Genomic DNA, 14,769 nt, shown 5'->3' with positions numbered 1-14,769 from the left:
GTAGAGCCGAAACCTAGGGCCATTTCACAACCGGGGGCATCGAAGACAGGATCGAGGCGACATTGCCTCCCGTCTTGAGCCCGAAGATTGTTCCGCGATCGTATAGCAGGTTGTACTCGACGTAGCGCCCGCGCCTGATCAACTGTTCTTCCCGTTCAGCGTCCGTCCAGGTTTTCTGGAAATTGCGCCGTACGAGCTCTGGATAAATGCCGTCGAACGCAAGCCCTACATCCCTGGTGAAGGCGAAGGTGGCATCCCAGTCGCCGGTATTGAGATAGTCGTAGAAGATCCCGCCAATACCTCGTGGTTCGTTCCGGTGCTTGAGGAAGAAGTAGTCGTCGCACCACTTCTTGTATGCGTCGTAGTCAACACAGGCATGTGCATCACAGGGTGCCTTCATCGCTGCGTGAAACGCCTGTGTATCCGGGTCGTCCTGCGTCCGCCTGGCGTCGAGCACCGGCGTCAGGTCCGCGCCGCCACCAAACCACTGGCGGGTCGTGACAACCATGCGCGTGTTCATGTGCACGGCAGGGACATGAGGGTTCTGCGGGTGGGCAATGAGGCTGATGCCCGAAGCCCAGAAACGCGGGTCCTCGTTCGCACCTGGAATCTGGCCGCGGAACTCCGGCGAGAATTCGCCATGAACGGTGGAGATATGGACGCCGACCTTTTCGAAAACCCGGCCGTGCATCATCGACATGACGCCGCCGCCACCCTTCGCGCCGGTGGAATCGGTTCGCTCCCAAGGGCTGCGCTCGAAACGCCCGGCCGGCTGATCACTCAATGGGCCGCCAAGAGCGCCGATCTCGTCTTCCAGATCCTCGAAGCTCTTGCAGATCCTGTCCCGCAACTCTGCGAACCAGCGCGGTGCGAGCTCCTTCTTTTCCTCGATGTTGTCGGGGATCGGGCCGCCGCGTTGCTCGGGGGAGGGGGCGCTCATTGGAAAGTCCTCAGCTCGTGATCTCGTTCTTGCAGGTTCTTATGGCAGTTGCAGCCAACCAGCACCAGTGTCCTGCGATTGGCGCAGGAATTTACTGAAACGCGGTCTACGGAAAGCCCGCTGTTTGTCGCAGGGCTTCGCCGAGCACCATGCCGGCAGAGACCGCGACATTGATGGACCGCATGCCCTCGGCCATGGGAATGGTGACCCGGCCGTCGACGCTGGCGTGAACTTCGTCCGGCACCCCGGAGCTCTCCCTGCCAAGGAGCAGGATATCAGTGGCCTGATAGCTGTAGGATGTGTAGGCCTCGGTGGTCTTGGTCGTGAGTAGTACCAGGCGACGTCCTTGCTGACGGCGCCAACCGTCGAATGCCTCCCAGTTGAGGTGCCGGGTCAGCGCGGCGCGTTCCAGATAGTCCATGCCTGCCCGTTTCAAGGCGCTGTCGGACAGGGGAAACCCTGCCGGTTCGATCAGATGGGCGGATATGCCCATGCAGGCGGACAGGCGCAGCAAGGTTCCGGTATTCTGCGGGATGTCGGGCTGGTAGAGCGCGATGTCAGGCATGAATCGATTTCGGCATGTTCGGAGTGCAGGATCTGGTGTCCGGCCTGAGTATCACCGGGGTCGCGGCTTGTCATCGATCCCGTGTACGTCCTGTTTGGAATTGCAATCGGGCATGAGACACCTAGACTTGTCGCAAGCTACCTACGCGCCCGCGCTCTCTCTGCATCCTCCCTCCAACTCGCGGAGACCTTTGTTGGAACCCATATTCCGACTATTCGAAAGATGGATCGATCCGTTCGTCGCTGGTCCCGGTGACGGTCCTCCACGCGGTGGTTTTGCCTTTCTATTCTACTTCGTGAACCAGTGCCGGTGGCCGTTTGTTGTCATGCTTGTCCTTGGTGGCCTGACAGCTGGCGTGGAAGCATCGATCTATACGTTCATCGGGACGATCGTCGACCTGTTGCAGGATGGGCAGAGGGAGAGCTTCTTTGAGATGCATGGCTCGACGCTGCTGATCATGGCGTTCGTCGTCCTTGTCGTGAGGGCCTGCGTTGCCATCCTGACGGCTCTTGTGGAGGAGCAGACGGTTGTGCCCGGCTTCTTCAACCTGGTCAGGTGGCAGGCCCACCAGCAGGTCATGAAGCAGAGCCTGTCCTATTTCCACGATGACTTTTCCGGTCGTATTTCGGCGAAGGTCTGGCAGGCGGGGCAGGCAGCTGGCGATTTCATGACCAACCTGCTGCAGACGGTCTGGTATATTCTGGTCTATGCCCTCACCACCTTGCTGCTGGTCGGCAATCTCGACTGGCGACTGGGGGCGGCAGTTGTCGTCTGGCTTGTCGGTTTCTCGATCGTGGCCCGCCATTTCATTCCCCGGGTCAGGGCAGCAGCTAAACAGGTAGCCAATTCCGGATCTGCCGTTTCCGGACGCCTCGTGGATACCTACACAAACATCCAGACGATCAAACTGTTCGGATCAAGTGAAGGCGAGCAACAGGGTGTTCGGAGCACCTATGACGCGTTCATGCAGCGGTTGATGACATTCACACGGGCCCTTACGGCGGTCCGTAGCGTGATGGTGACTTTCAGCGGACTCATGATCGTGGTGATTGCCGGTCTCTCGCTGTCGTTCTGGCAACAAGGGCTGGTGAGTACCGGGGACGTCGCCTTCTGTCTCGGGCTGATCCTGCGTTTGAACCTGATGTTGAATCGCCTGATGGGCCAGCTGAATGGCCTTTTCCGGAACATGGGCACTCTTCAGGACAGTATGGAGATGATCGTGAAGCCCATCTCCGTGCGCGACGCGAAAGATGCGTCGGAACTCAAGATTGCGGCAGGCGGCATTTCGTTCCGCAAGATCGGGTTCCACTATGGCAAGACGAATGGCGTCATCGATGAACTGTCGTTGGAGATCCAGTCCGGGGAGCGCGTCGGAATCGTCGGTCCATCTGGCGCGGGCAAGACGACGCTCGCAAGCGTACTGCTGCGCCTCTACGACCTTGAGCGGGGCCAGATTCTTATCGACGGTCAGGACATCGCGAAGGTGACGCAGCAAAGCCTGCGCAATGCCATCGGTATGGTGACGCAGGACACGTCTCTGCTGCATCGTTCCGTGCGGGACAACATCCTCTATGGCAGGCCCGATGCGGGCGAAGAAGCCGTTCGAGCCGCGGCGCGACGTGCACATGCGCTGGATTTCATCGAGGGACTTGAGGATCGGCGAGGCCGGCGAGGGCTTGATGCACACGTGGGTGAGCGAGGGGTCAAACTGTCGGGAGGTCAGCGTCAGCGTATTGCGATCGCCCGGGTTCTGCTGAAGAACGCACCAATTCTGGTTCTCGACGAGGCGACGTCCGCGCTTGATTCCGAGGTCGAGGCCGCGATCCAGGAAAACCTGACCGAGCTTATGACGGGAAAGACCGTTATCGCGATTGCACACCGGCTGTCGACGATCGCCGCAATGGACCGTCTGATTGTTATGGACAGAGGAGAGATTGTGCAGGAAGGGCCGCACGAGGTCTTGCTGCAGGACAACTCAGGCCTCTACGCGCAATTATGGGCGCGGCAATCGGGCGGTTTCCTGCCGGACCGGGTCGAGAATTGATCCTGCATGACGGACTCCCTCTTCCGGCCGGGATACCCGGTATGATCTACCGGTTAGCGTGAGCCGTAGAGAGGTCATTCGAAAGGAGATCGCTTCGTGCAGTACCTCGTCGCCTATATCGCAACCGCCGTGGTATTCCTCGGCATCGACTATGTCTGGCTGGCGCATGTCTCGCGCGGGTTCTATGCCGAGCGGCTCGGGCATCTTCTGATGGAAAAACCGAACATGGCTGCCGCAGCGGGTTTCTACGCCATCTACGTGGTCGGTATCGTCATCTTCGCCGTGGCACCGGCGCTGCGCACCGGAAGCCTCTCCACAGCGCTCATATATGGCGGGCTGTTTGGTTTCTTCGCCTACGCCACATACGACATGACCAATTTCGCGACGCTGAAGGACTGGCCGCCGTCCGTCGTCATGGTCGATGTCTTATGGGGTACCGTCCTGACGGGGGTGTCAGCCTGTCTCGGCACCTATCTGACGCGCCTTGCCATCTCCTGACGCGGACACGGGTAAAGCACCTCCCCTGAAATGGCGATCGCGACTGTTGCCCGAAAGCAACGCCGGTGCGGCTGAAGGATGAGGCACTGTGTTGCAGGTTGCATTTGCCGTTCGAACCTGTAGCTTCTCCCGTGTGCCGTCATGGCACTTCTTGCCAACGTCTAATCAGAGGAGGGCGTATATGAATATCCATTGTCACATGTTCATCCTATCCGCGCCCTTCAGTACCTATCTCGGTACGTCTGTGGCGCTTTAAGCGCCAACTGGCTTTTTCCCTCTTGAATTCATAGTCCTGCCTCAAGCCGCGCCGACACGCTATCCGGTCAATATCGGCTGCACGTCATTCGACGTGTCATGACGGGATCGATTTAAAATTCGTGCATTCGGAGACCGTCCGATGTCCAGTCGTTATCCATTCGATCCGTTCGCCTTGCCGGATCGTCCCGATGTTCTCCTGTCGCCGGACCCGGGGCCGGGGCAGTTCATTGAAAATCAGAATGTGATCCGTCGCATCAGCGGCGCGATGACAGTCCTTGCCGTTTGGATTGGTGCGACAGCCGGCCTGTCGATCCTGATCTTTCTCCCTGTTCTGGCGAGCGAGATCAGCCAGATCGAAACCCTCGGAGTGGCAGGCCGGGCCTACACTGCACAGGCATTCGTGGCGCGACTCGCCGACATGTTCCTGGGCAGTTCGGTCATCGCTGCAGCGCTTGTCTGCTTTCTTGCCAGCGCGGTACTTGCCGCGCGTGGCCAGCCCACTTTCCGGACACCGGAGGATGCGGACCGGGAGACTGATCCGTTGCATCGCACCACCGGCCTTCATCCGTTGACACTTGATGAGACAATCAATGTTCGATCGATTTGAGCAGATGGTGGACCCTTTCGCAGAGGCGGAGCTCGATGTTCCGCCCAAGGGGTTCGCTGCATTTTGTTGGTACTATACCAAACCGGTCTGGCCGATCCTGGTCGGTGTTTCCGTTCTGGGAGCGATCATCGCTATCCTGGAAGTGACGATCTTCACCTTCCTCGGTGATCTGGTGAACTGGCTGTCGGTGCAGGACAGGGAAACCTTCCTGTCCGACAACTGGCCTCAGCTGGTTGGCATGCTGCTGGTGTTGCTGGTCGTCTATCCGCTGGTGGAGATTGTCTGGCAGTTGCTGTTCCATCAGGGCCTGCTTGGTCCCTATCCGATGTCGGTGCGCTGGCGGGTTCACCGCTACCTCCTGAGACAGAGCATATCGTTCTATCAGGATGATTTTGCCGGACGGATCGCAAACAAGCTGATGCAGACCGCGCTCTCGGTGCGCGAGGTTGTGACGCGTATCGCTGACATTCTCGTCTACGTGACGGTCTATTTCACAGCTGCCATCGTGGTTGTGAGCTCGGCAGATCCGATCTTCGCTGCGCCGTTCCTGCTGTGGGTCGCGGCTTATGTCTTCGTGCTGCGCCTGTTCATTCCGCGTCTGCGAGATGTTTCCAAGGACCAGGCGGATGCGCGTTCGCTGATGACAGGCCACGTGGTGGACGCCTACACCAACATTGCAACGGTGAAGCTGTTCTCCCATGCCGCGCGGGAGGAGACCTATGCACGGACGTCGATGACATCCTTCCTGCATACGGTGTTCCGGCAGATGCGCCTAGTAACGGTGCTGAACATCTCCCTGACGATCATCAACATGCTGCTGCTGGCAAGTGTCGGCGGGCTGGCGATCGTCCTTTGGCAGTACGAGCTGGTCAATATCGGCGACGTTGCCATTGCTGTCGGCCTGGTCCTGAGGCTTCAGGGCATGTCCCAGTGGATCCTGTGGGAGGTCTCCGGCCTGTTCGAGAACGTTGGTACCGTCCAGGACGGCATTGCGACCATCTCGCGAGAGCGGGACGTGACCGATGTTCCGCAGGCCAAACCTCTTGCTGTCAGCCGGGGCGAGATCCGCTTCGAGGGAATCGGCTTTCACTATGGCAAGGAAACGGGGGTGATCGAGGATCTTTCGTTGAAGATCCGTCCCGGTGAAAAGATCGGCCTGATCGGTCGTTCCGGCGCGGGAAAGTCGACGCTCGTCAATCTGCTGCTGCGCTTCTACGACCTTGAGCGTGGGAGGATCATGATCGATGGTGAGGACATCGCGGCCGTCCGGCAGGACGATCTGCGAGCGAGTATCGGCGTCGTGACGCAGGATACGTCGCTGCTGCATCGATCGATCCTCGACAACGTCTCCTACGGCCGTCCCGATGTCACCCGCGCGGAGGTGGAAGAGGCGCTGCGCAAGGCTCATGCGTTCGATTTCGTGCAGGGCCTGTCCGACAAGGACGGGCGAAAGGGGATTGATGCTCATGTTGGTGAACGGGGCGTAAAGCTCTCCGGTGGGCAGCGCCAGCGGATCGCGATCGCACGGGTTCTGCTCAAGAATGCGCCGATCCTGATCCTGGATGAGGCGACATCCGCGCTCGATTCCGAGGTCGAGGCTGCGATCCAGGAGAGCCTTTTCGACCTGATGGAAGGCAAGACCGTGATTGCCATTGCCCATCGGCTGTCAACCATCGCGGCGATGGACCGTCTGATCGTGATGGACCAGGGCCGAATCATCGAAGAAGGCAGTCATGACATGCTGTTGGCCGGGAACGGGCTCTATGCCCAACTTTGGTCGCATCAGTCCGGTGGTTTCCTCGATCCGGCACAGGCAGGTTGATTGCCAGACCAAAAAATCTGCTTTCGTTCCGGTCTTTTCCCTCAAGCGCGCTTGCGCGGCGTGGCAAAAAAAGGGCAGAAAAAGGACAAGGGCTCGTTTTTCTCTGCGACATATTCGATTTGGCCCCTTTGTCGATCTGGACAAGGCGGTTGATCGGTGCAAAAAGACGAGCCGCTTGGACTGGTGCGGGATCTTGCCGCACCGGGTCCCCTTGAGCCCTGCCTTATTCTGCCTATCCTCCTGCGCAAGCTTGGAGCCGGCAGGTAAGATGCGGGCTTTTGGTACAGGTTGAACAGGTTTCGAGAGGACGCGACCTTGGCACATTCGGATACGGCGGAACCTACTCGCCGCGATTTCCTCTATATAGCGACCGGCGCCATGGGCGCGGTGGGCGCGGGCGCGCTGGCATGGCCGTTCATCGATCAGATGAACCCGGATGCCTCCGCATTGGCCCTGGCTTCCATCGAGGTCGATGTTTCTGCCGTGGAAGAGGGGCAGTCGATCACAGTTAAATGGCGCGGTAAGCCGGTTTTCATCCGCTACCGCACCGAGGCCGAAGTGGCTGACGCAAAGAGCGTTCCGCTCAGCGATCTGCCGGATCCGGTCGCCCGTAACTCCAACCTGCCCGATGGCGCCGATGCGACGGATGAAAACCGCGCAGCCGAGGGCAAGGAGCAGTGGCTCGTTCAGGTTGGTATCTGTACGCACCTTGGCTGTGTGCCGCTCGGTGATGCCGGCGACTTCGGTGGCTGGTTCTGCCCGTGCCACGGCTCGCACTACGATACCGCCGGCCGTATCCGCAAGGGACCGGCTCCCGAGAATTTGCTCATTCCGCCGTTTGAGTTCGTGTCCGACACGACGATCAAGATCGGCTAACGGCAGGAATTTGAGGAGACAGCCATGGCTGGACATTCTAACTACGTACCGCAGAGCGCCGGGGCAAAGTGGCTTGAAAGCCGTCTGCCGGTCATTTCGCTCGTGCGCGGATCCTTTGTCGACTTTCCGACCCCGAAGAACCTGAACTACTGGTGGACCTTCGGCGGGATCCTGTTCTTCTGCCTCATCGCGCAGATCATCACCGGCATCGTGCTGGTCATGCATTACACGCCGCACACCACGCTGGCGTTTGACAGTGTCGAACACATCATGCGTGACGTTAACTTCGGCTGGATGCTGCGTTACCTGCACTCCAACGGAGCGTCGATGTTCTTCATCGCCGTCTACATCCACATCTTCCGCGGTCTCTACTACGGTTCCTACAAGGCTCCGCGTGAAATCTCGTGGATCCTGGGCGTGATCATCTTCCTGATCATGATGGGCACGGCTTTCATGGGCTACGTCCTGCCGTGGGGCCAGATGTCCTTCTGGGGCGCGACCGTGATCACGAACCTCTTCTCCGCCATTCCGCTGGTGGGTGAGGCGATCAAGACCTGGCTGTGGGGTGGCTTCGCGGTCGACAACCCGACCCTGAACCGCTTCTTCTCCCTGCACTACCTGCTGCCGTTCATGATCTTCGGCGTCGTTCTGCTGCACGTGTGGGCTTTCCACACCACCGGCAACAACAACCCGACCGGCGTGCAGCCGAAGTCCAAGCAGGACACGGTTCCGTTCCACCCGTACTACACGATCAAGGACCTGTTCGCGATCGTCGTGTTCATGATCGTCTTCGCCTGGTTCGCGTTCTACGTGCCCAACTACATGGGTCACCCGGACAACTACATCGAGGCGAACCCGCTCGTCACGCCTGCGCACATCGTTCCGGAATGGTACTTCCTGCCGTTCTACGCGATCCTGCGTGCCGTGCCTGACAAGCTTGGCGGTGTTGTGGCCATGTTCGGCGCCATTGCGATCCTGTTCGTCCTGCCCTGGCTGGACACGTCCAAGGTTCGCTCCGGCTCCTACCGTCCGCTGTTCAAGCAGTTCTTCTGGATCTTCGCGATCAACGCGGTTGCCCTCGGCTACCTCGGCGCGATGCCGGCGGAAGGGATCTACGTGATCCTGGCGCGGATCTGCACGGTCTACTACTTCGCCCATTTCATCATCATCCTGCCGCTGCTCGGGTTCCTCGAGAAACCGCTGCCGCTGCCGGCCTCGATTTCCGAGGCTGTCCTGAAGGGTGGTTCGGGCACGCCGGCTGGTGCGGTTTCTGCACCGGAAACCAAGTGACCACGGACGGATCAGGAGTTTTTTGAAAATGAGCACCATGATCAAAATGGTTCGTGCACTGACGGCAGCAGCGGCAATCGCCGTTGCGGCCCCGGCCTTCGCCGCGGGCGGCGGCGTCTCCATCGAGCGCCAGGAATGGTCCTTCGCGGGTCCTTTCGGCACTTTCGATCGCGGCCAGCTGCAACGCGGGTTCAAGGTCTACAAGGAAGTCTGTGCGGCCTGTCACGGCCTGCGTCAGGTCGCATTCCGTAACCTTGCCGAAGAAGGTGGCCCGGGCTTCACAGAAGAGCAGGCCAAGGTCATCGCGGCTGAATATACCGTGACCGACGGCCCGAACGACGATGGCGACATGTTCGAGCGGTCCGCCGTTCTGGCTGACAAGTTCCCGTCTCCGTTCCCGAACGAGCAGGCAGCGCGTGCGTCCAACGGCGGCGCTTACCCGCCGGACTTCTCGCTGCTGGCAAAGGCCCGTGCGGCGTATCGCGGTTTCCCGTGGTTCGTCTTCGACGCCTTTACCCAGTACCAGGAGCAGGGTCCGGATTACATCTACGCTCTTCTGACCGGCTACCACGAAGCGCCGGAAGGCGTCGAAGTTCCGGCTGGCCAGTACTACAATCCGAAGTTCCTGGCTGGTCACTTCATCGGCATGGCTCCGCCGCTGTCCGAAGAAGTTGTCGAGTATACGGACGGAACGCCGATGACCACCGAGCAGTACGCTCGCGACGTTTCCGCCTTCATGATGTGGGCCGCAGAGCCGCATCTGGAAGCGCGCAAGCAGACCGGTTTCCGCGTGATGATCTTCCTGATCGTCTTCGCCGGTCTTCTGTACTTCACCAAGAAGACGCTCTGGCGCAACGTCGAGCACTGAGTGCTCTCCGATCGACCTCACAATAGTGAAAAGACCGGCCACTGGCCGGTCTTTTTTTATGCGGATGTTCAATTTCGTCAGATTGCACCGAAGGTGATGACGTAGGGGATTCCTGGTCTTTTGCTCTGCGCATGTGTCGGATTAACCACAGGTAGAAATCATATTGTATTCATTACGGAAACTCGTTGCGATGCATAGTTTGCCGCCATATTTTGCTCCAATAAATTAACTTTTGAGTAACGTTTCGCCGGAACCGGCGCGGGGGCATTTTATGAGTTTCAGTTTCGTACGTCCGGCATTAGCGGGCGTCAAAGGCCTTTTGGCTTTTTCACTTTTGATCTCGGCTCCAGGAGTAATTGGAACGAAAGGCGCCCAAGCGGCCAGCTTCATCAATGGCTGCTCCGCCATTGCGGCCGGTAGTTTGAATTTTTCGGTGACGGACTCCACTGATCAGCGAAATATCTCCAATTTGAACGATGGCGATGTTGTTACATTGAACATTACGGATCCAAGTGCATCTGCCGGTTTGGTGGCTACGGTCCAGGTCACTTTGGATCCGTCTGGGGCCAACACCAAACAGAATACCAATATTCCAAATGGCACGACCCAGACCATCACGGTCACGGTTAGCGGCTACTCGGCAATGAGAGTGAGCCTTGGTGCTGAGAAAACCGGCCGAACGCTCAATCTTACAGCCTCCTGCACGGAAGCAAGTACGGACACGAGCGATAGTGACAGCGATAAGATAACCAAAACGCAAGCTGGCCGGACCGCAGCCATTATGACCCAATCGGGGTCTGCAATTTCCGGTGCGGCGAATAATGGCGCGAATGCCGCGTTCGACGGCGGCACACCCTTCAACGCGGATGGCGGCGGTATCACGCTTAACTTTGCACCCGATATGGCGGCGCGGCTTCGAGCGAAGAAAGCCCGGGAAGCTTTTTCAGCGCTCGGTTTTGCTGACAGTGGCACGCCTGCGACCTTCGTGGATCGGCGCACCTGGAATGCCTGGGTGAATGTGCGCGGTGGCTGGCTCGTCGGAAATTCATCCGATGACGGTATGCAGCTCAATGCGACAGCCGGTATTGGCTATTTGCTGACCCCGAACTTTGTTGCCGGTGTCATCGGTGGGGTAGAAACCTTCGACTACAGCTATGGCTCTACCTCAAGCAGCCTGTCTGGGACGGGCGGAACAGTCGGGGTATATGGTGGCTGGAAGGTTCTCCCGGCTATGCGCGTCAATGGCCTCGTCTCCTGGACAGGGATTGATTATGAGACGGCTTCCGGTGCTGCAAATGGCAAGATTGACGGGTCACGCTTTCTTGGATCCTTTGCTCTTTCAGGCCAGCACGAGGTCGGACCGTTCCGTATCACGCCGAACGCGAGTGTGATGCTGGCCCACGAACGCCAAGGCAGTTACACAGACAGTGCCAGCACGTTTCATAACGGAATGGATATTCTAACCGGCATGACATCCATCGGCGGCCGTGTGAGCAAAGCCATCGCACTTTTTGACAGCCGGGTGACCTTCACGCCTTATGTCGGTGGGCATGCCGACTGGCAGTTCTCCGATATCAATAGTTCAGCTGTGACATCATCCAATCCGGCATCTCTTGATGGATGGTCGGCGAGAGTGTCCGGCGGCTTCTCCCTGATCGGCGAGAACGGGTGTGCAATCCAGATCGGTGCAGAGTTGGGTGGCCTTGGCGCCCAGACCCAGGAGCTGTCTGCAAACGGGCGTGTTTCGCTGAGTTTTTGAACCGAGTCTCACCTTAATAAGTGAATAATGGGGGCCGCTATTAAATGCGGCTCTTTTCATATCTACGCCTTGAACAATGGCGTCCGGAGCCTTGGCATTATTCGCCTGATCGCCTAAGCCTTCTTAACGACCAGTTTTGAGAAAAGCGGGGGCATGATGGTTCAGACAGTGCTTGGAGTTGTTGGCGGTTCGGGGATCTACGATCTGCCCGGTCTTGAAGATGCGCAATGGGTGGAAGTTGAAAGCCCGTGGGGCAAGCCATCTGATGCTGTGCGTATCGGCGTGATTGACGGCCTCAAGGTCGTGTTTCTGCCGCGGCACGGGCGGGGTCATAAATATTCGCCAACAGACATCAACTACCGCGCAAACATCGATGTCTTGAAGCGCTGTGGCGTGACGGATCTGATTTCCGTGTCTGCCTGCGGTTCGCTCAAGGAGGAACTCGCTCCCGGTAGCTTCGTTCTGGTCGACCAGTTCATCGACCGGACGTTCGCGCGGGAGAAAAGCTTCTTTGGTCAGGGCTGCGTTGCGCATGTTTCCATGGCCTATCCGGTCAGTCCGAAGCTGGTCGACTGCGTGGAGATGGCCGCGCGCGCCGAAGACCTGGTCTATCGCCGTGGTGGTACGTATCTGGCCATGGAAGGCCCCCAGTTTTCGTCCTTGGCCGAGAGCCACCTCTATCGATCCTGGGGTTGCGATGTGATCGGCATGACGAACATGCCGGAGGCGAAGCTCGCCCGCGAGGCAGAGATCTGCTACGCAACCGTCGCCATGGTCACCGACTACGACAGCTGGCATCCCGATCACGGGGAAGTGGACATTCAGGCCATCCTGTCGGTGCTTCACGCCAATGCCAGCAACGCCCAGCGGCTCGTGGCCCGGATCGCCAGGGATCTGCCGCGCGAACACCCTGCCTGTCCGGTCGGCTCTGATACAGCGTTGGAATTTGCAATCATGACAGCGCCGGACGCGCGAGATCCTGAGCTTATCAGCAAGCTGGACGCTGTTGCCGGCCGGGTCCTGCGCGCCTAGACCGTATCGCGCGGCGACCCATCGACTTGAACAAGGGGAGTGCAGGTCTTGCCCCTTGTCCCCCTTCAGGAGGTGGTTCGGTGTTTGAAACCGGTTCGTGGCTTGAGGTGTCCGGCGCGAGACTTTTCGTATCTACAGCCGGTCCCGATGATGCGTTACCTATCCTCTTGCTGCATGGCGGGCTTGGGTCTCGCAATGACTTTCTGCCGCTGTCAGAAGCACTTCGGCCGTCCGCTCGCCTCTTAGCGCTGGATACACGTGGCCATGGGCGGTCGACGATCGGGGATCTGCCGCTGACCTATCAGAGACTGGAGCAGGATGTCGTCGAGGTCATTCGTCAGATCGGCTGCGGGCCGGTGGGCATAATCGGCCACAGCGACGGCGGTATCGCCGCGCTGCGTGTCGCGGCGTCGGGCGAAGTGCCGCTTCGATTTGTCGTTGCCGGCGGCGCCCACTGGGATCTTGAACAGGATGACCCGACGCGGGGTCTCTATAGCTCAATTACATCTGACGAATGGCGCGAAATGTTTCCTGACGAGGTGTCAGGCTACGAGGAGGAAAATCCCGAGCCAGATTTCGAACGACTTTTCGCGGCGGTTCGAACCATGTGGCTGGGTTCTGGCAGCTCGGACTATCCGGGAGAGAGTGTCCGGAAGATCGCATGTCCATTGCTCGCAGTGCGCGGGGACGATGACTTCCTGGTCTCGCTGCAGAATACGGTCGGGCTCCTTGAGCGGGTGAAAGACGCACACTTGCTGAATATTCCATTTACCGGACATGAGGTGTTCCAGGGGGGCCTGGACCCATTGTTGCCGTCGCTAAGGACATTTTTGGATCACGTCGGCGCTGGCTGAAAGGCGGCTTTTGAAATGTGTCTGTGTGTATTACAAGCTTGGGACAAATATGCTCCGCTGACTTGAAATCGGCGGCGCTGCGCGGGTCTAGGGAGCGGAAGAACAATGTTTGACAAGACGGTGCAGGATGAGCTGAAGGATGCGATCCGCACGATTCCCGACTATCCGAAGGAAGGGATCATTTTCCGGGACATCACGACGCTTCTCGGAAACGCCCGGGCGTTTCGCCGTGCGGTCGATGCTCTGGTTCAACCCTGGGCCGGTTCCAAGGTCGATCAGATCGCCGGCATCGAGGCTCGTGGTTTCATTCTAGGCGGTGCCGTTGCTCACCAGCTTTCGGCGGGGTTCGTTCCGATCCGCAAGAAGGGCAAGCTGCCGCATGAGACCGTCCGCATTGCCTATTCCCTGGAATATGGCCTTGATGAAATGGAAATGCACAAGGACGCGATAAAGCCGGGAGAGAAGGTCATCGTCGTCGACGATCTGATCGCGACCGGCGGCACGGCAGAAGCCGCCTGCAAACTGCTTCAGTCCATGGGCGCGGACATCGTTGCTGCGTGTTTCATCGTGGATCTGCCCGACCTCGGCGGACGTGCCAAGCTCGAGGCGCTTGATGTTCCTGTTCGCACCTTGGTGTCGTTTCCCGGACATTGACGTTCATGTCCCGCGATGACGCTGTGACGCCTCGCGAGTTCGGCGGCGATTTTCAGTTGGAACTCGAGGATCTGATCAGGTGGCGGCGTGACGTGCGCCGTTTCCGGACTGATCCGGTTCCCGATGATCTTCTCCATCGACTCCTTTCGCTTGCGGATCTTTCCCCCTCGGTCGGCAACAGTCAGCCCTGGCGGATCGTAAAGGTGGCGAGCCCGGAGCGCCGCGATGCTGTCAGACAGAATTTCGAGACGCAGAATGCGCAGGCCGGGAAGTACTATCAGGGGCAGCAGGCACAGGCTTACGCACGGCTCAAGCTCGCGGGCCTAAGCGAGGCGCCCGTACATCTTGCTGTCTTCAGTGAGGAAGCTCCGGAGCAGGGGCACGGTCTTGGTCGTGCCACCATGCCGGAGACGCTGGCCTACTCGACTGTAGGCATGATCCAGACGTTGTGGCTGGCCGCGCGATCCCATGGCATTGGGCTTGGGTGGGTATCCATTCTGGATGCGAAGGCTGTTACCACCACGCTTGAAGTACCCCGCCACTGGCGTTTCATCGCGTATCTCTGTCTCGGATATCCGCAGGAAGAGCATGTGGACCCGGAGCTGGAGCGCCATGACTGGCAGGAACGGACAGATTTCGCCCGGAGAATGTTCGAACGCTGATTGTGCTATCGAGACAAATTCTGGATTTTGTTAACGAGAG

At 58.9% G+C, this 14,769-nt stretch carries 14 protein-coding genes; 12 read left to right on the top strand and 2 right to left on the bottom strand.

Annotated features, from left to right (window positions below; translation table 11 throughout):
- Positions 1-13: 13 nt before the first annotated feature.
- Both hemF and ACN0SY_RS09135 read right to left on the bottom strand, forming a co-directional pair.
- Entirely contained in the window at positions 14-940 is a 927-nt protein-coding gene (gene hemF / locus ACN0SY_RS09140; RefSeq protein ID WP_417686545.1) for an oxygen-dependent coproporphyrinogen oxidase, read from the bottom strand.
- Positions 941-1,046: 106 nt separating this feature from the next.
- Positions 1,047-1,505, bottom strand: a complete 459-nt coding sequence (locus ACN0SY_RS09135) for a tRNA (cytidine(34)-2'-O)-methyltransferase (RefSeq protein ID WP_417686543.1) — start codon at positions 1,503-1,505, stop codon at positions 1,047-1,049.
- Between the two features lie 193 nt (positions 1,506-1,698).
- On the opposite strand from ACN0SY_RS09135, the gene ACN0SY_RS09130 reads away from it, so the two are divergent.
- The 12 genes from ACN0SY_RS09130 (at position 1,699) to bluB (ending at position 14,729) form a co-directional block, all read left to right on the top strand.
- Entirely contained in the window at positions 1,699-3,549 is a 1,851-nt protein-coding gene (locus ACN0SY_RS09130; RefSeq protein WP_417686541.1) for an ABC transporter ATP-binding protein, read from the top strand.
- 96 nt (positions 3,550-3,645) lie between these two features.
- A complete protein-coding gene (locus ACN0SY_RS09125) occupies positions 3,646-4,047 on the top strand; it encodes a DUF2177 family protein (RefSeq protein WP_417686539.1) in 402 nt (133 codons plus the stop codon).
- 397 nt (positions 4,048-4,444) lie between these two features.
- Positions 4,445-4,912, top strand: a complete 468-nt coding sequence (locus tag ACN0SY_RS09120; RefSeq protein WP_417686537.1) for a hypothetical protein — start codon at positions 4,445-4,447, stop codon at positions 4,910-4,912.
- Positions 4,896-6,734: an ABC transporter ATP-binding protein gene (locus tag ACN0SY_RS09115; RefSeq protein WP_417686535.1), complete on the top strand. Its 1,839-nt coding sequence runs from the start codon at positions 4,896-4,898 to the stop codon at positions 6,732-6,734. The genes ACN0SY_RS09120 and ACN0SY_RS09115 overlap by 17 nt, the downstream gene beginning before the upstream one ends.
- A gap of 315 nt (positions 6,735-7,049) precedes the next feature.
- Positions 7,050-7,610, top strand: a complete 561-nt coding sequence (gene petA, locus ACN0SY_RS09110) for a ubiquinol-cytochrome c reductase iron-sulfur subunit (RefSeq protein ID WP_417672141.1) — start codon at positions 7,050-7,052, stop codon at positions 7,608-7,610.
- A 24-nt stretch (positions 7,611-7,634) separates the two neighbouring features.
- Entirely contained in the window at positions 7,635-8,900 is a 1,266-nt protein-coding gene (locus tag ACN0SY_RS09105) for a cytochrome b (RefSeq protein ID WP_417686533.1), read from the top strand.
- A 28-nt stretch (positions 8,901-8,928) separates the two neighbouring features.
- The gene (locus ACN0SY_RS09100; RefSeq protein ID WP_417686531.1) at positions 8,929-9,768 is read left to right on the top strand and encodes a cytochrome c1; all 840 of its coding nucleotides are present in this window, start codon (positions 8,929-8,931) and stop codon (positions 9,766-9,768) included.
- A 271-nt stretch (positions 9,769-10,039) separates the two neighbouring features.
- Positions 10,040-11,527, top strand: coding sequence for an autotransporter outer membrane beta-barrel domain-containing protein (locus ACN0SY_RS09095; RefSeq protein ID WP_417686529.1), 1,488 nt, complete (start codon positions 10,040-10,042; stop codon positions 11,525-11,527).
- 156 nt (positions 11,528-11,683) lie between these two features.
- Positions 11,684-12,559 carry an S-methyl-5'-thioadenosine phosphorylase gene (locus tag ACN0SY_RS09090; RefSeq protein WP_417687199.1) on the top strand — a complete coding sequence of 292 codons (876 nt, stop codon included), beginning with the start codon at positions 11,684-11,686 and terminating at the stop codon, positions 12,557-12,559.
- 80 nt (positions 12,560-12,639) lie between these two features.
- Positions 12,640-13,413, top strand: coding sequence for an alpha/beta fold hydrolase (locus tag ACN0SY_RS09085; protein ID WP_417686527.1), 774 nt, complete (start codon positions 12,640-12,642; stop codon positions 13,411-13,413).
- A gap of 105 nt (positions 13,414-13,518) precedes the next feature.
- A complete protein-coding gene (locus ACN0SY_RS09080; protein ID WP_417686525.1) occupies positions 13,519-14,067 on the top strand; it encodes an adenine phosphoribosyltransferase in 549 nt (182 codons plus the stop codon).
- Between the two features lie 5 nt (positions 14,068-14,072).
- Positions 14,073-14,729 (top strand): 5,6-dimethylbenzimidazole synthase, encoded by a 657-nt coding sequence (bluB, locus tag ACN0SY_RS09075; protein WP_417686523.1) that lies wholly within the window; start codon positions 14,073-14,075, stop codon positions 14,727-14,729.
- Positions 14,730-14,769 lie beyond the last annotated feature (40 nt).

Source organism: Roseibium sp., assembly GCF_048261595.1.
Taxonomy (GTDB): domain Bacteria; phylum Pseudomonadota; class Alphaproteobacteria; order Rhizobiales; family Stappiaceae; genus Roseibium.
Note: the sequence above shows the minus strand (reverse complement) of the source record. Positions and strands in the feature narration are given on the sequence as shown.